The organism is Hyphomonas sp. NPDC076881, from assembly GCF_050269995.1.
Classification (GTDB): Bacteria; Pseudomonadota; Alphaproteobacteria; order Caulobacterales; family Hyphomonadaceae; genus Hyphomonas.
In genome coordinates this window covers 119,157-140,463 of record NZ_JBNNJJ010000009.1, presented here as the reverse complement: position 1 = coordinate 140,463, position 21,307 = coordinate 119,157, and the positions used below count along the sequence as shown (strand labels likewise).

General features: G+C 61.5%; 22 protein-coding genes. 10 read left to right on the top strand and 12 right to left on the bottom strand.

The genetic code is table 11. From position 1 onward, the window contains the following. Positions 1–98: 98 nt before the first annotated feature. The 3 genes from ACQKI2_RS11795 to ACQKI2_RS11785 form a co-directional block, all read right to left on the bottom strand. Positions 99–1,301 (bottom strand): threonine ammonia-lyase, encoded by a 1,203-nt coding sequence (locus ACQKI2_RS11795; protein WP_427379921.1) that lies wholly within the window; start codon positions 1,299–1,301, stop codon positions 99–101. Between the two features lie 69 nt (positions 1,302–1,370). Beyond that, positions 1,371–3,206: a dipeptide ABC transporter ATP-binding protein gene (locus tag ACQKI2_RS11790; protein ID WP_427379863.1), complete on the bottom strand. Its 1,836-nt coding sequence runs from the start codon at positions 3,204–3,206 to the stop codon at positions 1,371–1,373. 168 nt (positions 3,207–3,374) lie between these two features. Continuing rightward, entirely contained in the window at positions 3,375–4,055 is a 681-nt protein-coding gene (locus ACQKI2_RS11785; RefSeq protein ID WP_427379862.1) for an OmpW/AlkL family protein, read from the bottom strand. Positions 4,056–4,341: 286 nt separating this feature from the next. Between ACQKI2_RS11785 and ACQKI2_RS11780 the strand changes: the two genes are divergently transcribed. Both ACQKI2_RS11780 and ACQKI2_RS11775 read left to right on the top strand, forming a co-directional pair. After that, the gene (locus ACQKI2_RS11780; RefSeq protein ID WP_427379861.1) at positions 4,342–5,475 is read left to right on the top strand and encodes an iron-containing alcohol dehydrogenase; all 1,134 of its coding nucleotides are present in this window, start codon (positions 4,342–4,344) and stop codon (positions 5,473–5,475) included. 10 nt (positions 5,476–5,485) lie between these two features. Further along, positions 5,486–6,160: a DNA-3-methyladenine glycosylase I gene (locus ACQKI2_RS11775; RefSeq protein ID WP_427379860.1), complete on the top strand. Its 675-nt coding sequence runs from the start codon at positions 5,486–5,488 to the stop codon at positions 6,158–6,160. Positions 6,161–6,173: 13 nt separating this feature from the next. Here the strand turns inward: ACQKI2_RS11775 and ACQKI2_RS11770 are convergent, their stop codons facing one another. Together ACQKI2_RS11770 and ACQKI2_RS11765 are read right to left on the bottom strand one after the other, a co-directional pair. Next, entirely contained in the window at positions 6,174–7,232 is a 1,059-nt protein-coding gene (locus ACQKI2_RS11770) for a phytase (RefSeq protein WP_427379859.1), read from the bottom strand. A gap of 82 nt (positions 7,233–7,314) precedes the next feature. Continuing rightward, complete coding sequence (locus ACQKI2_RS11765; protein WP_427379858.1) at positions 7,315–8,193, bottom strand: CHAD domain-containing protein; 879 nt, start codon at positions 8,191–8,193, stop codon at positions 7,315–7,317. 154 nt (positions 8,194–8,347) lie between these two features. On the opposite strand from ACQKI2_RS11765, the gene ACQKI2_RS11760 reads away from it, so the two are divergent. Continuing rightward, complete coding sequence (locus ACQKI2_RS11760) at positions 8,348–8,770, top strand: hypothetical protein (RefSeq protein ID WP_427379857.1); 423 nt, start codon at positions 8,348–8,350, stop codon at positions 8,768–8,770. On the opposite strand, the gene ACQKI2_RS11755 is transcribed toward ACQKI2_RS11760, so the two are convergent. Further along, the gene (locus ACQKI2_RS11755) at positions 8,767–9,150 is read right to left on the bottom strand and encodes a hypothetical protein (RefSeq protein WP_114106709.1); all 384 of its coding nucleotides are present in this window, start codon (positions 9,148–9,150) and stop codon (positions 8,767–8,769) included. The genes ACQKI2_RS11760 and ACQKI2_RS11755 overlap by 4 nt on opposite strands. A gap of 213 nt (positions 9,151–9,363) precedes the next feature. On the opposite strand from ACQKI2_RS11755, the gene ACQKI2_RS11750 reads away from it, so the two are divergent. Then, complete coding sequence (locus ACQKI2_RS11750) at positions 9,364–10,662, top strand: polyhydroxyalkanoate depolymerase (protein ID WP_427379856.1); 1,299 nt, start codon at positions 9,364–9,366, stop codon at positions 10,660–10,662. 11 nt (positions 10,663–10,673) lie between these two features. On the opposite strand, the gene ACQKI2_RS11745 is transcribed toward ACQKI2_RS11750, so the two are convergent. Further along, positions 10,674–11,747 (bottom strand): PLP-dependent cysteine synthase family protein, encoded by a 1,074-nt coding sequence (locus tag ACQKI2_RS11745; protein ID WP_427379855.1) that lies wholly within the window; start codon positions 11,745–11,747, stop codon positions 10,674–10,676. A 96-nt stretch (positions 11,748–11,843) separates the two neighbouring features. Here ACQKI2_RS11745 and ACQKI2_RS11740 point away from each other — a divergent pair, with 96 nt between their 5' ends. Next, on the top strand, positions 11,844–12,302 hold the full coding sequence (locus tag ACQKI2_RS11740) for an Lrp/AsnC family transcriptional regulator (RefSeq protein ID WP_427379854.1): 459 nt from the start codon (positions 11,844–11,846) through the stop codon (positions 12,300–12,302). Here the strand turns inward: ACQKI2_RS11740 and ACQKI2_RS11735 are convergent. Together ACQKI2_RS11735 and ACQKI2_RS11730 are read right to left on the bottom strand one after the other, a co-directional pair. Beyond that, positions 12,299–13,150: a hypothetical protein gene (locus ACQKI2_RS11735; protein ID WP_427379853.1), complete on the bottom strand. Its 852-nt coding sequence runs from the start codon at positions 13,148–13,150 to the stop codon at positions 12,299–12,301. The genes ACQKI2_RS11740 and ACQKI2_RS11735 overlap by 4 nt on opposite strands. Before the next feature lie 65 nt (positions 13,151–13,215). After that, the gene (locus ACQKI2_RS11730) at positions 13,216–13,971 is read right to left on the bottom strand and encodes a ZIP family metal transporter (protein WP_427379852.1); all 756 of its coding nucleotides are present in this window, start codon (positions 13,969–13,971) and stop codon (positions 13,216–13,218) included. A 252-nt stretch (positions 13,972–14,223) separates the two neighbouring features. On the opposite strand from ACQKI2_RS11730, the gene ACQKI2_RS11725 reads away from it, so the two are divergent. From ACQKI2_RS11725 to ACQKI2_RS11705, 5 genes are read left to right on the top strand one after another with little or no spacing between them, the layout of a single operon-like run. Beyond that, the gene (locus ACQKI2_RS11725) at positions 14,224–14,859 is read left to right on the top strand and encodes a ZrgA family zinc uptake protein (RefSeq protein WP_427379851.1); all 636 of its coding nucleotides are present in this window, start codon (positions 14,224–14,226) and stop codon (positions 14,857–14,859) included. A gap of 7 nt (positions 14,860–14,866) precedes the next feature. Next, complete coding sequence (locus ACQKI2_RS11720) at positions 14,867–15,562, top strand: ATP-binding cassette domain-containing protein (RefSeq protein WP_427379850.1); 696 nt, start codon at positions 14,867–14,869, stop codon at positions 15,560–15,562. Further along, positions 15,559–16,827 carry an ABC transporter permease gene (locus ACQKI2_RS11715; RefSeq protein WP_427379849.1) on the top strand — a complete coding sequence of 423 codons (1,269 nt, stop codon included), beginning with the start codon at positions 15,559–15,561 and terminating at the stop codon, positions 16,825–16,827. Before ACQKI2_RS11720 ends, ACQKI2_RS11715 begins: the two co-directional genes overlap by 4 nt. A gap of 48 nt (positions 16,828–16,875) precedes the next feature. Then, positions 16,876–17,601, top strand: coding sequence for a DUF3299 domain-containing protein (locus tag ACQKI2_RS11710; RefSeq protein WP_427379848.1), 726 nt, complete (start codon positions 16,876–16,878; stop codon positions 17,599–17,601). Beyond that, positions 17,601–18,242 (top strand): HAD-IA family hydrolase, encoded by a 642-nt coding sequence (locus tag ACQKI2_RS11705; protein ID WP_427379847.1) that lies wholly within the window; start codon positions 17,601–17,603, stop codon positions 18,240–18,242. Before ACQKI2_RS11710 ends, ACQKI2_RS11705 begins: the two co-directional genes overlap by 1 nt. A gap of 121 nt (positions 18,243–18,363) precedes the next feature. Here the strand turns inward: ACQKI2_RS11705 and mscL are convergent, their stop codons facing one another. The 3 genes from mscL to rpsA all read right to left on the bottom strand — a co-directional run bounded on the left by mscL (position 18,364) and on the right by rpsA (position 21,266). Continuing rightward, a complete protein-coding gene (gene mscL, locus ACQKI2_RS11700) occupies positions 18,364–18,777 on the bottom strand; it encodes a large conductance mechanosensitive channel protein MscL (RefSeq protein ID WP_427379846.1) in 414 nt (137 codons plus the stop codon). Between the two features lie 106 nt (positions 18,778–18,883). Next, positions 18,884–19,183 carry an integration host factor subunit beta gene (locus ACQKI2_RS11695; protein WP_035597925.1) on the bottom strand — a complete coding sequence of 100 codons (300 nt, stop codon included), beginning with the start codon at positions 19,181–19,183 and terminating at the stop codon, positions 18,884–18,886. Between the two features lie 115 nt (positions 19,184–19,298). After that, positions 19,299–21,266 carry a 30S ribosomal protein S1 gene (gene rpsA / locus ACQKI2_RS11690; protein WP_427379845.1) on the bottom strand — a complete coding sequence of 656 codons (1,968 nt, stop codon included), beginning with the start codon at positions 21,264–21,266 and terminating at the stop codon, positions 19,299–19,301. Between the last annotated feature and the right edge of the window lie 41 nt (positions 21,267–21,307).

Here is a 21,307-nt window from a genome sequence, read left to right as displayed (position 1 = left end):
AAGGCGCGGAACATGGCGCTAGCCTCCTGAAAGGGCAGAATTGTCGGGTGCTCTCTAGGCTGGTTTCGTGGGTTAGTCACGCGATCCGGACGGGTGCCCTAAATGGCGCGGGGCGGGTATCCGGCCTGCGCCAGGGCGTCGATGACTTCCTGCGTGTGCTGGCTGTCGCGCGTTTCCATGAGAATGTCGAACTCGGCCCCTTTGGCCGGCACATCCAGCGCGATCCGGTTATGCGCCACTTCCATGATGTTGGCGCCCTGATCCCCGATGATCTTGGACACCAGTGCCAGAAGGCCAGGCCGGTCATCCCCAACGATGCGGATACGGGCCAGGCGGTTCTCGCGGACGAGCGCGCGCGTCAGGACTGAGGCGAGAAGGCGCGTGTCGATATTACCGCCACAGAGCACCAGCCCCACATTCCGCCCGTAAAAGCGGGAAGGGTGGGCGAGAAGAGCGGCCAGGCCTGCGGCGCCAGCTCCCTCGGCAATGGTTTTCTCGACTTCAACAAACAGGGTGATCGCCCGCTCCAGATGCTCCTCCTCCACAAGAACAATGTCATCGACAAGTTCCTGGGCGATCAGGCGTGTCAGCTGGCCCACTTCTTTGACCGCGATGCCCTCGGCGATCGTGGCGCCGCCCATTTTGGGCGACTTGCCGCGCAGCGCTGCATGCATGCAGGGATACATTGCCGCTTCCACACCGATGATCTTGATATCAGGCTTCAGGGCCTTTGCAGCGATGGCGATGCCGCTGATCAGGCCGCCCCCACCGATTGGAACCACGAGCGTGTCTAGACCCGGATTGTCCGCCAGCATTTCCAGCGCAATGGTGCCCTGGCCGGCAATGATGTCCGCATCATCGAAAGGGTGGATGAAGGTCAGGCCTTCTTTCTCACCCAGCTTCAGGGCGTATTCCTTGGCCTCGTCAAAGATCATGCCTTCCAACACCACGCGGGCGCCATGGTCGCGGGTATGTTCCACCTTGTTGAAGGGGGTGGTCTCGGCCATCACGATGGTGGCAGGAATGCCGAGGCGGCGGGCGTGATAGGCCACGCCTTGGGCATGGTTGCCAGCTGAGGCGGCAATGACGCCGGCTTTCTTTTCCTTGTCGGAAAGCTTCACCAGCTTGTTCAGGGCGCCGCGCTCCTTGAAGGCGGCGGTGAATTGGCGGTTTTCGAGTTTGACCCAGACCTGCGCGCCTGTGATCGCCGAGAGGGTTTTGGAGTGAGAGAGCTCTGTCCGCTCAATCTGCCCTTCGAGCACTTTGGCGGCGGCCTGTATGTCGGCCAGGGAGACGGGCAGGGAAGAGGTCAGGGTATCAGGCATGGTCAAGGGTTCCGGCAAAGCGGCCGCACCCTATTCGGGCGGGGATTAATTTACAAGCAATCCTGCTGCGCCTGGGGCAGGGTCGTGCTCTGCCACCCAATGGTTGCCCGCCACCTGTACGAGTTGTGGCTGGTACTGATCCACATTCGGATCATCTACCAGCTTCGACTTGAGGAAACGGAGAGCGGCGCGGCTGTCGAGGGGGCTGGGCAAATCGCCAGTCAGTTTTACACGCTCCCGGGCGCGCTCGCCGCGCGGATCAGCATTCGGCACTGCGGCGATCAGGCCCTGCGTATAGGGGTGGCGGGCATCTTCATAGATTGCGTTCCGGTCCGCGAGTTCGACAATCCGCCCAAGATAAAGCACCATCACCCGATGGCTGATCTGGCGGACGACGGCGAGGTCGTGGCTGATGAAAATCATTGAGAGGCCGAACTCCTTCTGAAGTTCGATCAGCAGATCAACAACCTGCGCCTGCACCGACACATCCAAGGCGGAAACCGCTTCGTCACAAATGACGAGCCTGGGTTTCAGGATCATCGCCCGGGCAATCCCGACACGCTGGTTCTGGCCGCCGGAGAGTTCGTGCGGATAGCGGTTGATGAGGTTTGGATCGAGCCCGACACGCGGCAGGATTTCGCGCACTTTCGCCTCGCGCTCGGCGCGGGAGAGGCCCGGCTCATGCACCAGCAGAGGCTCGGCCACTGAGGCGCCGATGGTCATCCGGGGATCAAGGCTTGCAAGCGGATCCTGGAAAACGATCTGAAGGTCGTCGCGCAGGCCGTCCATCTCGCTGCGGCTGGCTTTGGCAATGTCCTTGCCGAGCCAGGCAACCGTGCCAGCCGTCGGCGGAATGAGGCGCAGCACACCCCGTGCCAGCGTCGACTTTCCGCACCCGGATTCTCCGACCACGCCCAGAGTCTCGCCGGGCTTCAAGTCGAAACTTACGCCGTTCACGGCCTTGAGGGGTTTGCGCTTTCCAAGCAGGCCGCCCTTGATCTGGATTGGGAAGTGAACCTTCATATCCTCGACCTGCAGGATGGGGGCGGCGTCTGCGGCGGGCGGGGCCGACAGCGGGGGACGCCCCGGCGGGTCCGGCATATCAAGGCGCGGCACCGCCGCCAGTAGCATTTTTGTATAGTCGTGCTTGGGCGAATAGAAGATTTCGTCAGTTGTGCCCTGCTCGACGATCTCGCCGTGGCGCATCACGATCACCCGGTCACACATGCGGGCAACCACCCCCATATTGTGCGTGATCAGAACAATTCCGGTGCCTGTTTCGCGCTTGAGCTCGTCCATCAGTTCCAGAACCTGGGCCTGGACGGTCACGTCGAGCGCTGTGGTGGGCTCGTCGGCAATCAGGACCTTCGGCCCGCAGAGCATCGCGATGGCGATCATCACGCGCTGCCGCATGCCGCCCGACAGTTCATGTGGAAACTGTTCCATGCGCCGGGCTGCCTCCGGGATGCGCACATGCTCCAGCCACTCGATGCAGCGGTCATTGGCTTCTGCGCCCTTGAGGCCCTTATGCAACGCCAATATCTCGCGCATCTGCGCGCCGACGGTCATGTGGGGCGTAAGGCTTGTCAGAGGATCCTGAAAGATCATCGACATTTCAGCCCCGCGTATATCGCGCAGCTGTGCCACGGAGGCTGTCAACATTTCGGTGTCACCAAACCGGATGCTGCCTTCGGCCCTGCCGTTTCCGGCAAGCAGGCCCATGGCCGCCAGGGCGGACTGGCTCTTGCCAGACCCGCTTTCGCCCACGATGCCAACGCATTCGCCAGGCGAAACGCCGAAGGAAATTCCCTTCACGGCGTTCACGGTGCCATCGGGCGTCTCGAAATCGACCTTCAGGCCGGTCACAGTCAAAAGTGTCATGACCATGACGAGTAACGGGCCGGGGCCGGGGCGCAAGAGGCAGCAGCAGATTCAGGATGCAGAAAACGCCGCGCCAGCTGATTAGCGGGCGCGGCGCTCTCGTTCAGGCAATACCAGTCTGGGGTTGGGATGGAAGGCTGGTATTGCCCCGATCTGATCGTGACCAGATCAGAACTTGTAGCCGAGGCCCACGCCCACGATCAGCGGGTTGATGTCCACGTCCGCATTCACCTTGGCACCGAGAGCCGTGGTAAAATCGACTGTCACATCGGTGTTGATCCAGACCTTCTTGATGTCGGCGTTCAGCGCCCAGCCACCTTCCTTGCCATCGAGATCATAGTCGAACCCGGCCTGAAGAGCAGGGCCGAAGCTCGGATCATAGTCGATCCCGTCCGCCACAGGGCCGGCATCTTCATTGAAGAAGAAGGTCGCATTGACCCCGGCGCCCACATACGGCTTGAAACGGGTGCCGTTCTGGAAATGGTATTGCAGTGTCAGGGTCGGCGGCAGAAGCCAGACATCGCCCAGATCGATATTGGCATTGGTCAGGGCGCCCGGCACCGTCACGCTGGTTGCTTTCACATCATGGGGTGTCACCCCGAGGATGAGCTCTGCGGCGATGTTCTTGGTGAAGAAGTAGGTGATGTCGAGTTCCGGGACGTACTGGTCGCCGATGTCCACGTCACCCTGCAGGCGCGTGTTACCTACGGACAGGGCGCCGGACTCGTCGGGCAGAACGCCGATGACGCGGGCGCGCACCATCCAGGGGTTGTCATCGGCCGAAGCCGTGCCGGCAAATCCCATCAGGGCGGTGCCTGCCATCAAGGTGGCTGCGAGGAGCTTTTTCATTGTCGAAACCCGCTGTTTCTGTGAGTGATGAGGAACAGGTAAGCCTCTGGAATTAAAGGTGAAATTGTCCAGTTTGCCGCGCGGCTCCGGGCCGCGCGTCACATGCGCTCATTTAGGTACTCGTCCGTATTGAGATAAAAATCAGGGGCAGCGATGCTGATTACTAACTGCGGCCTGCTGTCGTGGGAGGTGCGGCGCTGTGAGCAGCGTGCTGCCCTAGGGAAAGGCTTGCCTTGACGCAGCGCACTTGGGAACATGGCGCGTTTTCCGCCTTCTGGAGCTTCCCATGCCGGTTATGAACTTCCTCACGCAGTGCGTCTTCGATTCTGGCGCGCTCAAACAGCTTTCCAAACTCGCAAAGGCACGGGGTATCACGCGCCCCTTCATCGTGACGGATGCGGGCATCAAGGCATCCGGCATCCTTGCAAAGGTCGAAGACGCACTCGACGTGGCCCCTGCCGGCGTCTTTGCTGAAACCGTACCCAACCCCACCGAGGCGCAAACCAAGATTGCGACCGCGCTCTACAAGGAGTCCGGCGCTGACGGGATCATAGCTGTGGGCGGCGGCTCTTCCATGGACCACGCCAAGGCAATTGGCCTGATGGCGAGCCATGAGGGGCCTCTGGAAAATTTCGCGGCGATCGTGGGCGGCTCCAAGCTGGTCGGCAAGATTCCGCCGCTGATCGCCATCCCCACAACGGCGGGGACAGGCTCGGAAGTCTCCATCGGCATGGTCATCATCATGGAGAATGGGCGGAAGGAAACCTTTGCCTCGCCCAATCTCATTCCGCTTGTCGCCCTCTGTGATCCGGACCTTACCATCGGTCTTCCGGCCGGGCTCACGGCCGCGACCGGTATGGACGCGCTGACGCATTGCATCGAAGCTGTGCTCACGCCGGCAATTAATCCGCCTGCGGAAGCTATCGGCTATGACGGCGCACACCGCGCGTTCGGGATGGGCATGCTGAAGCGCGCGGTCAAGGATGGCTCGGATGAAGAGGCCCGCTGGCACATGATGATGGCGAGCTATGAAGGGGCGCTTGCCTTCGTGAAGGGGCTTGGCGGGGTTCATGCGCTCAGCCATGCCGCCGGGCGGCTGCATGAGAAGAAGCTGCACCATGGCACGCTGAACGCCGTTTTCCTGCCGCACATTTTGCGGTTCCATAATGGCGCGGCGGACGAAAAGTATGCCCGCCTGCGCGAAGCGATGGGGCTCAAGGCCGGCGCGGATCTGGCCGATGCCATTCAGGATCTCAACAATGCCATCGGCATTCCGCCCACGCTGAGCGCCATGGGCCTGACGGCATCGGATGGACCGGGGATTGTTGAATATGCTCTGGTGGATCTTGCCCATGCGGGCAACCCGCGTGCGATGAGCGCCGACGATTACGCAGCAGTTTATGAGACCGCGCTAAGCTGAGGAAACTTCCATGACGCGCCCCTTTGCTCCGATTCTCAAGATGGCTGGCGGCCATCATGGGGGAGAGCGGGCGGCGCTTGAGAAGTCGCGCAACACGCACGCAGTCATGCATCTGGAGAAGGTGCCGGCCAGCCGGCTTCTCTCGGTAATGACGCGCTGCGTCTTCAATGCCGGGTTCAACTGGAAGGTCATAGAAGCCAAGTGGCCGGGGTTTGAGGAGGCCTTTGAGGGGTTCGATCCGGGCAAGCTCGCCTTCTTCGGTGACGAGATGATGGACCGTCTGCTGGCGGACGAGCGGATTGTGCGCAACGGACAGAAGATCCGGGCAACGCTGGAGAATGCCAGGTTCGTTGCAGATGTTGACCATAAGGAGGGCGGTTTCGGCCGCTTTCTCGCAAGCTGGCCCGGGACCGATCAGCTTGGCTTACTTACGCTCCTGAGCAAACGTGGCTCGCGCCTTGGCGGGGCGACGGGACAGTACTTCCTGCGTTTCGCCGGATGGGATGCATGGATTGCGTCGCCCGATGTCTGCGCCGCTCTGGTGCGTGAGGGTGTTCTGGACCACCCGGTGGCCACCAGCAAGCGGGATCTCACCGCCCTGCAGGAAGCGATCAATGAATTTCATTCCGACAGCGGATTACCGCGGGCGCAGATCAGCCGGCTTCTCGCGATGAGTGCCGGCTGACACGGTAGCGGGCCTATTCGGCGGCCAACTCCGGCAGGCCGAGCGCGGCTTCCACATCTGCCCAGTTCACGACCTTGAAGTTCTGGTTCTCTCCAGACTTAGGATTGCCGTCATCCTGCACGATCAGAACCCCGCGGGGGAAGCCGGGCAGGGCGCCGGAAAAAACGTCCAGCCCGTCTGTATGGGTTACTTCATCTATGTCCAGCGCTTCATTGGCGATAATTGAAAAGCTGCCGCGCGGCGCGTGCGGCGCTTGCCGGTCATAAACTACGAAGCGGTTGGCTGCCTGCGCCGAGGCCACCACCCAGCCTGCGCCATTCGCGCCTCTCCAGATCGATACCCCTTCCACATCGGCCACCAGGCCAGCGGCGCCGCCGACCGTGTCGACCAGCATGGGCTGGGGCGCTTCTTCGCGATAGGCGACCGTCCACAGGCCTCTGTCTTCCTCTCCGACAAAGATGAGGTCATTGGCTTCGTCGAAGACGCAGCCCTCAAGCTGCGTCTCGAGTTTGACGGATTTCAGAAGGTCTCCGCTGAGATCATTCTGGCCGACCGAAAGCGACCAGATCTGCAATGTGCCGTCCTTGTACGTCACGCCTGCGAGATCGCTTTCCCCCTCGCGGGCCTGGCAAATGCCATAGGGCTCTGCTGTGTTTGTCGGAATGTCGCCGCGATGGCTCACCTCTCCGGTCACCCGGTCGATCAGGAAGACGGAGATGGCGTTGACCTGATCATTGCTGGCCACAGCAATGTCGAACGGCCGGTCCGTAGACTGACGAACATCCACATTGTTGATCAGGCCGATGGGCAGGCGCTGAACTTCTGCGCCATCGAGCCCGAACACAACTAGGCCCTCTTTCTTGTTGGTGCCCAGGATCAGGGACTGTGCGGGATCTGCCGGGTGTTTCCAAAGGGCCGGATCATCCGCAGCGTCGCCTTTGGCGCCGGCAGGGGCTGTTTCAATGCTGGCCATAACGAATTTCTGACCGTCGGTTACAGCCACAGGTGCAGACGCGCAGGCGCCGACCGTCAGGACAAGCGAGAGGGCAAGGGCGGGCCGGAAGAAAGACATGGGGGCTCCTGAAAAGCAGGCAAAACACGATTCGACGCCTTCTTTATCGCTGCTGCATGACAGTATCGCGACGAATCGGCGTTCAGGCCTCGCTGGTCTCCCAATAGGCGGCCCACCTGGCAGCAAGGGCTGCCGGCTTTTCGGCGGTCAGCAGACGCGAGATCCGCTCGGCCTTTTTCAGAAGCCTTTTCTGATCGCGTGCGGCCGCGCGGAGGAGTTTTTTCAAAGTGTCCTTGTCCAGCCGGTCATCAGGCAGGGCTTTCAGCGCGGCCACAAGCAGCCCGCTGTCACGCCAGTCTCCCAGGCTTTCGGAGAGCCGGTTTGCCATGCGGGCATGGCCGTCCATGGCATCCGGGCAGATACGTCCCAGCAGAAGCGTATGGTGCCAATGGCTCTTGGCGCTTTTTCGCCAATCATGGATGGTTTCTTCCTCCCCGGTGCGGATCGCCTCCGAGAAGTTTCGCCGCAGCTTCCTGTAGCTGCGCTTGAGGCCGGGCTGCAGGGCGGCGAACCCCTCCGTGCGAATCTCCCAGCTGGCGGCGCGTTTGGCCGCGCTCCGCATGTCGCGGCCGAAGGTTTTCAGAAGCCTGGCCGTCGCCGCGCCGCCTCCGGGCGCACCGGTATTGCCCGCGAGGGCCGCTTCGGCATCGGCAAGCGTTTCGGGCGGCAATTTCAGACGCCGCAGGCTATCCAGGATGGCGCCTGAGTCCCGTGCTTCAGAGAGCTGGCGGGCTGCGTCTCTCAGGGCTGCATTCTCCATCGGCGCTTCTTCAAACGCCGGCCCGATGAGGCGGATCACGGAGCGTAACCGCTTGGTGCACTTGCGCACCTCGTGAACTTTCCGGGGGGCGGGCAGATCCGCAGCGGCGATAACCTCCGCCATCCGCGCGAACTCTTCCCCGGCGATGCGCCGGATGCCCTCTTCAACGCGCTCACTGCCGGGCTTCAATCGATAAGCCATGGTGTGCGATCTGCCCTCCGTCCGTATTCGGCAAAGGCAAGCTGTCACAAGCTGGGCCAGGCTGCCAATCTGCTCGCCCTCAAGGCGAGTGCGATCCTACAGAAACTTGTCAAAAATCTACATGTCTTTGCCGCGAATCCAGCGATAAGGGATCATGCTTCAAAGCCTTCAGACCCTTTCCAACGGTATCGCCTTGATAACCTGCGCCATGGCGATTGGGGCCTCTTGGGTAGCCTCGATCGCCTCGCCCAATTGCAGCTTTGACAAGCTGACCGGGGCGCGGGCCGACACGCATGTCCGCGAATTGCTGTACCGGACGGCGACGCCGATTGCGGGCATGATGCTGGTGTCCGGCGCGCTGTTCCTGCTCGCCACCAGCTGGATTGCCGGCACGGTCGCCCTGGTGGCCAGCTTCGGGTTCTTCTCGACGCGGATGATGCTCGCGCCGAAGGAAGGCAAGAATCCCAAAGGCGTCCGCACGCGCCGCAAGGAACAGCGGGGCAGTTCGGTCATGCTGTCGTTGATGTTCACGGTCGCAGCCGTTGCCGCAGCCGTGCTGGGACTTTTCGGCCTCTAAGCCATTACCAGCCACAGACAGCCCATTTCATGCAGCTTCCGGAAGCTTTCCGATGATCGCTGCGCGGCAGATTTTGCCAGACGGCCGGCCGTTTTCCTGTTGGCGGCGAGCATCATCACACAGATGACCAGCCCAAGCCCGGCCATCCACCAGCCGACGACCAGGGCGGCAATGACACCCACCAGACAGGAAAGATATGCCAGCGCGTCCAGGATGCGCAGCCGGATGTCCAGCCACCGGCCGAAGGGTTTCAGGAGTTCCGGGTGGCGGTGCAGCGTTTCGGCATCAATGGCGAAACGGGTGCCTGGCGTGTTTTCGAAGATGAGGGCCCGGGTCATGCGGCCGTCGTCATGCGGGTTGGGCTGGCAGGTCAGAAACATCAGCAACGCTCCAGGCAGAATTCTCCCCTGACGAGAATACCTACCTGCCGGATGTTAACTCTGTACGGGCCGCAGGCCGGAAGTTTCAGTATTTTTCAAGACTTTCAGTTAACCCTCGCCTTTCCCTTGGGACAAGTTGCGGCTGGCGAAAACATTTGCCGGAGTGTTTTTTGAGGCGTACGCTGCACTGCAGCAAAGAGGGTTGCAACGACGATGCTCTATTCCCTTGTTGAACTGAACCGGGTGGCGATGGCACCAATGCGGCTTGCCGCGCGAGCTGGGCGCGCGGCGCTGAACTCTCCATTCAATCCGATGGGCCACACCAGCTATGGCAAATCCCTCGCGGCAATGGCGGACGTGTTCGAAAGCGCGACGCGCTATTATGGCAAGCCGGAATGGCGCATCTCGTCGGTTCGCATCAACAGCATAGATGTCCCGGTCGAGCCTCAGATCGCGTGGCGGTCTCCGTGGTGCGGTCTTGTTCACTTCAAGAAGGATGCGGAGAAGCTGGCGCAGGCGCGCCGCAAGAATGCCGCGCCATTGCCTCGCCTGCTGATCGTGGCCCCCCTGTCTGGCCACTATGCAACGCTGCTGCGTGGAACCGTTGAAGGTTTCCTTGAGACGCATGACGTCTACATCGCCGATTGGACGGATGCGCGCATGGCGCCGGTCTGGCTCGGCCGGTTCGATCTGGATGACTATATCGATCATGTCCGCAAGATGCTGACCCATCTGGGCGGCGGGGCGCATGTGCTCGCTGTCTGCCAGCCTGGGCCGCCCGTGCTGGCCGCCATCTCGATGATGGCCGAGGATGAAGACCCAGCGCTTCCGGCGAGCATGACCTTCATGGGCTCACCGATTGATGCCCGCCGTTCGCCGACGGTTCCCAACAAGCTCGCCGAGGAACGCCCGTTCGAGTGGTTTGAGCAGAACATGATCTACACCGTGCCGGCGCCCTATCCGGGTGTTCTGCGCCGCGTTTATCCGGGCTTTGTGCAGCTGGCTTCGTTCATGAACATGAACTGGGACCGGCATGTCGATGCGCACTGGAAATTTTTCAATCATCTCGTCGGCGGGGATGGCGACAACGCCGCCAAGCACCGCGAGTTCTATGATGAATACCTCTCCGTCCTTGATCTGACGGAAGAGTTCTACCTCCAGACTATCCAGCGGGTATTTCAGGAACATCACCTGCCGCGCGGTATCTACAAGTACCGTGGTGAGCGCCTTGTGAAGCCGGACGCGGTCCGCACGGTAGCGTTGATGACCGTGGAGGGTGAAAAAGACGACATTTCAGGTATCGGCCAGACGCAGGCCGCTCATGATATCTGCAAGAACATCCCGGAAGATATGCGTACGGATTATATTCAGCCGGGCGTTGGCCATTATGGCGTGTTCAACGGGTCCCGGTTCGAAACCGAGATTGCGCCGCGGGTCACTCAGTTCACGCGCCGTTTCACGGTGCGGGAAAAGGAAGAAGCCGCTGCGGATCCGGCTGCGTCAAAGCGCTAATAGGCGCGCCCTCAGGCGCAGACATTCGCTTCGAAATCCAGCAATTCGATTTCGGGGCTGAGATGGCCTTCCTTGTGGGGCTCTTCGCCGGCCAGCGCGGTGGAAAGATATTTTTTGTTGTCGTCGCAGAAGACGGTGGCGACACACACATCTTCTCCCAGCTTTTCTGCGGCGATCAGGGCGCCGATGAGATTTGCGCCGGATGAAATGCCTACGCCAAGCCCGAGTTCCCGCGCCAGGCGCTGTGCCATGCGGATGGCGTCGCCATCGGACACCGCAATCACCTCGTCAAGCTGATCCAGCTTCACCAGCGCCGGAATGAAATCATCAGAGATGCCCTGTATCCGGTGCTGCCCCACCTTGTAGCCGGTGGAGAGGGTGGGGGACTCCTGGGGTTCCAGCGGGTGAATTTTCACCTTCGGAAACGCAGCCTTCAGGGCGCGGCCAACGCCCATCACGGTGCCGCCGGTGCCGACACCGGCCACAAAAGCGCCGGGCTCTATGTCAAGGCAGGCCAGCTGATTAATCAGTTCACGAGCGGTTGTGTTGGTGTGCGCGGCGGAATTGTCGGCGTTGGAAAACTGGCAGGGGAGAAACACGCTGGCCCGGCTGGCGGCGAGTTGCTCCGTGGCTGCAATCGCGCCGACGAAGCCGCCTTCCTCGCGAGTGAGAAGATTGAGGTTCGCCCCCAGACTGCGCAGCAGGTTCTTGCGCTCATTACTCATCCAGTCCGGCATGAAGATCTCAACCGGATGGCCCAGGGCGCGGCCAAGCGCGGTGAGGGCAATGCCCGCATTGCCGCTTGTGGCTTCCGCAATCGTGTCACCGGGCTTCAGCGTGCCGGAGCGATAAGCGCAGGCGAGGATCGACAGGGCCATCCGGTCCTTGATCGATCCTGTCAGATTATAGTGCTCCGCCTTGGCGTGGATCACCCGTTCCCGGCCCCTGAAACGCACGCGGATGGAAAGCATCGGCGTGCGCCCGATCAGGGCGGAAAGCGCCTTCAGCCGCGCCTCCTGGCAAGCGGGCGCTGCGTGGGGAGACGTGAGGGCTGGCTGCTTAAGAGCGGAAGCGGACTGAGGCATATGAGGAGAATCTCATAGCGCTCGCGGAAATGCATCTCACCAATCTATCAATCTGAGCCATTGCGTGGTAAAAATTTTTGAATAATAACTCCAATTATGGAAAATGTTGATGATACTGATCGGGCTATTCTGCGTCTGCTGCAGTCAGACGGCAGCATATCGCTCGAATCGATGGCTGATCGCGTCAGCATCTCGGTGAATACCTGTTGGCGGCGGGTAAAGCGCCTGGAGGAGGCGGGCGTCCTTTCCCGGCGGGTGGCGCTGATTGATCCTGAAAAGGTTGGGCTGGCCCAAACGGTATTCGTGGCCATCCGCACCCGAGATCACTCTGCGGCCTGGCTCCAGCGTTTTGCCACAGCGGTTCAGTCTATCCCGGAGGTGATCGAATTCTATCGAATGGCGGGGGATGTCGATTATTTGCTGAAAGTACAGGTCAGCAGCGTGGCCGATTATGACCGCGTTTACAAAGCGCTGATCGCTAAGGTCGACTTGGCGGATGTCAGCGCGACTTTTGCCATGGAGTGTCTGAAAAACACGACCGAGTTGCCGCTCTAGTATGCTGCGGCCGGCACGGGCAGCATAAGTTCTGGCATCAGGCAGCTTGGCAAAGGCTCGCCGGGCGCCGTTTTCGCCAGCCCCGCAGGTTGACGCAGATAGCTGCGCATAGCCTCGGTTGCGGCCCGGTCAAAGCTCTCGATAGCGGCGGGCGCCGCCGTTTCCCGCAGAATGCGGGCATCTTGGCAGGTGCGCTGTTCCAGGATGGTCAGCGCCGAGGGGGGCCGGCCGGTGCGCAAAGCTCTCAATGAGGCGCGCATGGGATCAGGCCGCAGGACCGCCGCTGCCGGCAACCCCGGACCATCGGGCACAGCCAGCCAGAGCGCTTGCACGGAGGCGGCGGGATCCTGCTGAGGGAAGCTGACAGCCAGAATAACGCCGCCGCGTGATTTCCGGATGTCAAAATTGGTCATCCCGCGCGCGGTCAACGCTTCCAGCCACTCACTTATGGCAAGGTTGCGCGCTTCAAGTGCTTCCCGTTCCTCGCCTGCCGCAAGCAAGGCAACGGACTGGTCCAGCCGCTGAACGGGGGACAGACGCGCGCCTCGGGCAATAGCATGGTCGTAATGCGTCACTGCATCGGCAGCGATGCCGGCATCCATGGCGCTACGCGCTGCGATCAGATGAGCGTCGCGGGCTTCAAAACGGTCGGGGCAGTCGGCAATAAAGCTTTCTGCGGTACGTTTTAGATAGGCGGGCGTAGCCTCTTCTGCCGGTTGGAGAACGGCTGTCTGAAACCTCGCCACATCTCTGAGGCCGCACCCGTCCTGTGCTTGGGCCGAAAGCGATATCGCCGCCAAGGCCATGAAAAGAGAAGAGAGTTTCGTCCAGAAATTGAAATTAACCATACTCGGCCTCCCGCGCCTTGAGGCGCTGTTTGAGGAGTAACGGTGCAAGGCCTATGCCGGTTCCCTCAGTCGGACGGATGGATGCCGGAAGGGTCTTTCAGAAGGTGGATGTGGTCGTGATCATGATCATGGGTGTGATCATGCGCTCCATGGCCATGCAGCGGCGTCAGCAAGAGCAGCATGGCAATCAGTATGCCCGCGCCCAGTGCCGCCACGCCGCGGAGGGGCGGCTCTTCCTTCAGCGGCTGCATCAGGGGGCCGGTCGCCACATAGACCAGCAGACCTGCCGAAAGGGCGTAAAGCGCGGCGACAACATCCGGTCCGAGCCCATTGAGGAAAAGCCCGCTTACCAATGCCCCCAGCGGGGTTGTCGCTCCGGCTGCCAGGAACGCCCAGATCACCGCCTCCCGAACCCGGAAGCCGTGCCGGGCAAGAATTGCAAAGGCGATCACCCCTTCAGCAAATTCGTGCATGATAAGCGAGGTGGAGGCGTAGACGCCTGCCTCGAAACTCGCTGCAAACGTGACCGAGTAAATCACCCCGTCCAGGAAGGAGTGAAGCCCCACCGCCAGCAACGGCGTCAAGGCCTGGGATCGTCCTCCGTCTTTCTCCGGGAAGATTGTGCTGATCGTAGAACTCAGCAGTAACCCGCCGAAGAAGCCTGCGAGCATGAAATACGGCGCGCGGGCGTTCATCACCAGGGCTTCCGGCGCGATGTGCAGCAGCGTCAGGGAGATCAGCATTCCCCCGGCCGCCAGAGAGAACAGGCCGGATTGGCGCACGGTCCACTCACTGCGCACAGCGACGGCAATCAGGCCCAACGAAGTGACCAGAGCTGCGAGGAGTCCGAATAGGATTGGCGCCTGAAGAGAGAGGGGCATCCGGCGGCGTGTGTCCGATTTGCTGCGGCCTGAAAAGGGGGCAGAGGTTAAAGAAGGGCTGCGCTTGTGCGCTCGGGCACCTTGCGAAAAGTGTTATAATGTTTCACTCTGCCGCCTGCCAGTAATTTTTGCGGCGCGGGGCCGTTTTCCTTCGGGCCGCGCCGCCAAGTCCGGAAAAATCAGGAGCTGTTTATGACCCATCTTGCCCGTGTTTCGTTGCCATTGCTCGCTGGGGCTGCCCTGTCGGTGCTCGCAGCCTGTGGTCCAGGCACGCCGCCGCCGGCGCCTGGCCCCGTCGAGGCGGACGCTGCGCTGCCGGCAGAAGTTTCTGCTGAAGACAGCCATGACGTGCACGCAGAAGATCATGCCGAAGGCGAAGTCCATGACCATGAGGAGGGAGAAGATCACGACCATGATCATGCAGGCGGAGCGGCTCATGTTCACGGCATTGCGGATCTGGCCTTCGTCATAGAGGGCAGCAAGCTGACGGCAGAACTGGTTTCGCCGCTGGCCAATTTCGGCCTCTCCGAAGCAGACGGTGTGTTCACACCGGAAGTGATCGCAGCGCTGCCTGGCTTCATCACGCTGACCGGCGGAAACTGCACGGCCGAGACCCCTGCGGCCGAGGTAGACACATCCAGCGGTCACGCCGATGGCCATGTAAACTTCACCTGGACCTGCGCTAATGCGGGCGGCGTGACCGCTGCGCGTTTCGCTGGCTTCAGCGCGTTTCCCGGCTTCGAGAAGGTCAATGCCGTATTTGTGACTGACACAGCCCAGAAAGCCGCAGAGCTGACGCCTTCCTCCCCGGAGCTTTCCCTGAAATAAGAACGGTATGGCTGATCCCGTAATCGATATCGAAGGGCTGCGCTTTGCTTGGAAGAGCGGCCCGCAAGTGCTCGACTTGGATGTTTTCCGCGTCGAGGCTGGCGAGCGCGTATTTCTGCGGGGGCCGTCTGGCTCTGGCAAATCGACGCTTCTTGGCTTGATTGCCGGCGTGCTCCAACCCCAGGCGGGCCGCATCAGCGTTCTGGGCGAGGATATGAGCAAACTGCCGGCGGCACGGCGCGACCGTCTGCGGGCGGACCGGATGGGCGTCATCTTCCAGATGTTCAATCTGGTGCCTTATCTGTCGGTCACGGGGAATGTCCTGCTGCCCCTGCGTTTTTCTCCCGCGCGGCGCAAGGCAGCGGGAAATGATCCGCAGGCGGAGGCACGCCGCCTGCTTGCCCGGCTTGGCCTGACGGATGAGAGCTTGCTTGAGCGGCGCGTGTCGGATCTTTCCGTTGGTCAGCAACAGCGCGTTGCGGCCGCTCGCGCCCTGATCGGCAGCCCCAGCCTGGTGATTGCGGACGAGCCGACCTCAGCCCTGGATGCGGACGCGCGCGACCGCTTCATCAATCTGCTGTCTGAAGAGGTCGAGCGCTCTGGCGCTAGCCTTCTCTTCGTCAGCCATGACGCCTCTCTCGCAGGTCTGTTCACGCGGGCCGCCGATCTTACCGCAATAAACAGGGCAGGGGCGCCAGCATGACCGCTCTTTTCTCCCTTGCCTGGGCAAGCCTTCTCAACCGGAAGGGCTCGGTACTCCTAACCATCGTGGCCGTGGCGCTTTCCGTTGCGCTGTTCCTTGGGGTCGAAAAGGCCCGCAGCGGTGCCCGCGAAGGGTTCGAGAACACGATTTCCGGAACGGACCTGATCGTTGGTGCGCCGACGGGTACGGTCAATCTCCTGCTCTATTCGGTGTTCCGCATGGGCTCGGCGACAGCCGAAGTTTCCTGGCCAACCTATCGTCAGATTGCGGAGCGCCCGGATGTTGCCTGGGCCGTTCCGATCGCCCTGGGTGACAGCCATCGGGGCTACCGCGTGATGGGGACCAACACCGATTATTTCCAGCATTACAAATATGGCGGCGGGCAGCCGCTCGAATTGGCTGAAGGTACGATCTTCGATGATCTGTTTGATGCCGTGATCGGCGCGGATGTGGCGCGTGAACTCGGATACGAGATTGGCACGCCGCTCATTCTCACCCACGGCATCGGCGCGGCCGATCTCGGCTCGGGCCACGAGAATCGTCCCTTCCGCGTGTCGGGCATCCTCAAATCGACCGGAACGCCAGTCGACCGGACCGTGCATGTTTCGCTCGAAGCCATCACCGCTATCCATGTCGGTTGGGAAACCGGCGCCAAGAACCCGCTGGCCGATTCCATCCCGACCGAGATGATCCGCTCCTTCGACCTTACCCCCAAGACTGTGACGGCGATCTTCGTGGGTCTGGAGCGGAAAGGCACGATCCTGACCACACGCCGGCAGATCAACACCAATCGCGGCGAGCCGTTGATGGCGATCATCCCGGGGGAGGCGTTGCGCGAGCTTTGGGGCGTCACGTCGATTGCCGAGCGCGCCCTGCTGGCGGTGTCCGGTTTCGTGATTGCGGTCGGCCTTGTGTCGATCCTTACCTCTATCCTCACCAGCCTGAATGAGCGGCGGCGGGAGATGTCGATCTTACGCGCGACGGGCGCACGGCCGGGGCACATCTTTTCCCTGCTCGTGCTCGAATCTGGCCTGATTGGCTTCATGGGGGCCTTGATCGGCATCGTCATCGTCCATGGCGTGTTCGCAGCGATCGCGCCTATGTTGCAGGCCCGCTACGGCGTCGCTTTCGGGGCGGGAGGGCCCGGCCTGCTGGATATTTATGTGCTGGGCGCGGTCACGCTCGCCTCCCTCGTGATCGGCGCAGTGCCGGCCGTCGCGGCGATGCGCCGGTCTCTGGCAGACGGGCTCAGCGTCCGATTGTAACAGCATTGTGCTCTGGAACTGTGGGCGCGGGCGCTTTAAACAGGAGGTATGAAAACGACATCCCTCCCCGGTTTTGCCTTCGCCACCGTTGCCTTTGCGCTTGCTGCCGCCTGTGGCGGCGCCTCCAGTTCCGGCACAGCCGAAGCGGCCCCGGCAAAACCCGCCAAGGAAGCGCCCGCCGAAGCCAAGTCGGAAGGCCCCAAGGTTGGCGACAAGATCGGCCAGAGCGCCGCCGAACGCGCCGCGGCGCGGGCTGAAGCTGCCAAGAAGCGCGCCGAGGAACAGGCCCGCAAGGATGCCGAACTCGCTGCCCGCGGGGTGAAAAGGATCGGCTGGGAAGACCTGATGCCGGAAGGGGAGGAGGAACGCCTCGCCCAGATGTATCAGGCCCAGATGGCCATGCTCTATTCCGGCGCAGGGATTGCCGAAGGCTCTGCGGCCGATACGGCTGTCCAGATCGGGACATTCAACACAGTCAAGGAACTCAACGGCAAGAAGATCCGTATCCCTGGCTACACGGTGCCGTTCGAATATGGCGCCGATGCGCAGATCAAGGAATTCCTGCTCGTGCCCTATTTCGGCGCCTGTATCCATGCGCCGCCGCCGCCGCCGAACCAGACCGTGTTTGTGATGTCGGAGAAGCCGATCAAGATGAAGGATCTGGCCCAGGCCGTCTGGATTGAAGGCACTATCCACACCCAGACGCAGGAAAGCGAGCTGGCGGATGCGGCCTACACGATCACGCTGACCGCCATCGAGGAATACACCTACTGATGACATCACCGTTCGATCCGGCTGCGGTGCAGGTCATTGCTTGGGATTTTGACGGCGTTCTCAATAGCAATATCGAACAGGGTGTTTTTGCCTGGTCCCGCAATTTCGAACGGGATCTGGGGCTCTCACTTCACTCCTTCTCGAGTTACCTCTTCGCGGGCCGGTTTCAGAAGGCGATGGTAGGGCAGGCCTGCCTGGTGGAGCTGGTAACCGAATGGGCTGAAGCCAATGCTGCTGCCGGACGCGCTGCAGAGATCCTTGATTACTGGTTCGAGCGTGACGCATTGCCCGATCACCGCACCCTGGCGCTGTTCGAACCGCTCAAGGCGCGGGGCGTACGCCATGTGATGGCGACCAATAACGAGATCCACCGTACGTCCTATATCGAAACCGCAATGGGCTTCGGTGAGCGGGTGGAGCGTATTTTCGCTGCCGGCCGGATGGGGATCGCTAAGCCGGATACGGACTATTTCGCCCATATCGAAGTGGAGTTGAAGGTTGCCCCGGAAAGCCTCCTCCTTGTGGACGATATGGAAGAGAATGTTGCCGCTGCCCGGCGCCGGGGCTGGCAGGCGTTCCATTTCACCGAGGGCGCGCATGATCTTCTGGAGCAGACGCTCGGCTTGCAGAAGACATCCTAAGCCTGAAAGCAAGAAGGGCGACCCGACAGGCCGCCCTTCCGCACTCTACGCGGTACTCTACTATCCACAAAGTAGCAGCTGACTGCTTAATACTTTGCGAACCCTGTTTTCCGCGGATTCCTTACTGGTTTTTGGCCAGCAGGTTGCGGATTTCTTCCAGAAGCACTTCCTGACGCGGCGGTGCCGGCGGCGGGGCCGCAGCCTCTTTCTTCTTCAGCGTGTTCATGCCCTTGACCACGAAGAATAATGCGAATGCCATGATCGTGAAGGAGATGAGCGCGTTGATGAACTTGCCATAGGCGATCACCGGGGCGCCAGCATCCGATGCGGCGGCCAGAGAGGCGTAGGCTTCGCCATTGAGGGAAATGAAGAGGTCGGAGAAATCCGCGCCACCCATCAGCATGCCGAGTGGCGGCATCATGATGTCGTTCACAAGTGAGGTGACGATGGTGCCGAACGCACCGCCAAGAATAAAGCCGACGGCCAGATCGACCAGATTGCCCTTGAGGGCGAACTCTTTGAATTCCTTAAGCATATTAACCCCTTCCCTTTGGCAGGATGTAGCCAGAGTTTGAATTAGAGTTCGCGGGGTTTGGCCCGAGCGTCAAGGCGCTGCATCAGGCGCGCGAAACAGGCGCTGCCTATCTCGCCTCGGGGTCATTGCCGCCATTGACGCGGGCGCGCAGTTCCTTGCCGGCCTTGAAGAAGGGGACTGCCTTGGCGGGCACTTTCACGGGCTCGCCGGTGCGGGGATTGCGGCCCTTGCGGGCGTCCCGCTTGCGCACAGAGAAAGCCCCGAAGCCGCGCAGTTCAACCCGGTCGCCCCGAGCCAGCGCTTCGCCAATCTCGCTGAGGATAACGTTCACGACCTTTTCGACGTCTTCGTGACGCAGGTGCGCGTTTTCAGCCGCGAGCTTCTCTATGAGTTGGGACTTGAGCATCGCATTGATAATAAACGCATTTGCGGCGGGAGCGCTAGGCCCCCGCCGCAAACATTTCGGGAAATTTAGATGGCCGGTCCGGTTTCAGCCGGGCCAGCCCTCAAATGGGCTACCCTCAGGCGAGGGAATCAGCCTGATCTTTCCAGCCATCGCGCTCGAAACGGCCCTGGATTGCCAGTTCCTCTTCGAGGTCAGCGATCTGCTCGTCGGAGAGCGCAGCGATCTGCCAGAAGTGGTAGATACCCGCTTCGTTCAGCTTCTTCTCGAAAGCCGGGCCGAGGCCTTTCAGCTTTTTGAGGTCGTCAGCTTCGCCTTGCGGAGCGTCCAGACGGCCGCGCTCGTCCAGAGCGCCGGTGTCTGCGCCGGCTTTCGCCTTGCCTTTCGACGAGGCAAGCGCAGCGCCCAGAATGTCGCCCAGCGAAGCGCCTGCGTCTGCAGAGCCGTATTGTGCAACGGCTTCGGCTTCTTCGGCGATCTCCAGAGCCTTGATCGAGAGCGAAACGCGGCGCGTTGCGCGGTCCACGGTCACGATCTTGGCGTCGACCTTGTCGCCCACAGCGAAACGCTCGGGGCGCTGGTCGGCGCGGTCGCGGGAGAGGTCGGAGCGGCGGATGAAGGACTTCACTGCCGGAGTGCCGAACTCGACTTCGATGCCGCCCGAGGTCACTTCCGTGACGGTGCAGGTCACGGTTGCGCCGCGCTTCAGACCGCCGCCCCCGCCACCAGACTCGCTGGCTGCCGCTTCGATCGGGTCCCCGGAAAGCTGTTTGATGCCCAGCGAGATGCGCTCTTTATCGACATCGACATCGAGAACCTTCGCTTTGACACGGTCGCCCTTGGTGAAGGCTTCGATCGCCTGGTCGCCGGATTTGTCCCAGGCGATGTCGTTGATGTGCACCATGCCGTCGAGGTCCGGGCCGAGGCCGATGAAGAGGCCGAACTCGGTGATCCCGCGAACTTCGCCTTCGATTTCGGTACCAACCGGGTTGGCAGCGAGGAAGGCGCTCCACGGATTGTCCATGGTCTGCTTGAGGCCAAGCGAGATGCGGCGCTTTTCGCTGTCAACGTCCAGCACTTCCACATCGACTTCCTGAGAGGTCGAGAGGATCTTGCCGGGGTGGACGTTTTTCTTGGTCCAGCTCATTTCGGAGACGTGGATCAGGCCTTCCACACCATCTTCCAGCTCCACGAAGGCGCCGTAGTCGGTGATGTTGGTGACCGTGCCCTTGAGGCGCCCGCCGACCGGGTAGCGGGACGAGATGTTGTCCCACGGATCGGTGCCGAGCTGCTTCATGCCGAGCGAGATGCGCTGGGTTTCGGGGTTGATCTTGATGATCTGGACTTCGACTTCCTGGCCCACTTCGACCACCTGCGAGGGGTGGTTGATGCGCTTGTAGGACATGTCGGTGACGTGCAGCAGGCCGTCGATGCCGCCGAGGTCAACGAACGCACCGTAATCGGTGATGTTCTTGACGATACCCTTGCGGACGTCGCCTTCAGCCATGTCGGAAACGATCTCGGCGCGCTGTTCGGCGCGGCTCTCTTCGAGGATCGCGCGGCGCGAGACAACGATGTTGCCGCGAACGCGGTCGAGTTTGAGAACAGCGAACGGCTGAACTTCGCCCATGAGCGGACCGACATCGCGCACCGGGCGGATATCGACCTGGGAGCCGGGGAGGAAGGCGTTGACGCCGCCGAGGTCGACGGTGAAGCCACCTTTGACGCGGCCGGAGATGGCGCCTTTGACGGGCTCGCCTTTGGAGAAGCTGCGCTCCAGCTTGACCCAGCGCTCTTCGCGGCGGGCCTTGTCGCGCGAAAGAACGGCTTCGCCCAGCGCGTTTTCGATCCGGTCGAGGTAAACGTCGATCAGGTCGCCGGGGGCGGGTTGCTTGTCTTCAAGCAGGAATTCCTTGGTCGGGATGCGGCCTTCAGTTTTCAGGCCGATATCGACGACGACGGAGTCATTATCGATGCGCAGGACGGTGGCCGGGATAACCTGGCCTTCCTGCATGGCAGATGCCGCTGCCGAGGACTCGAACATCGAGGCGAAATCGGCCGAGGAGGGGTTCATTTGGTTGGTCATGGGGTCTCCGGGGGGAGGGCCGAATGGTTCAAAGGCAGGAC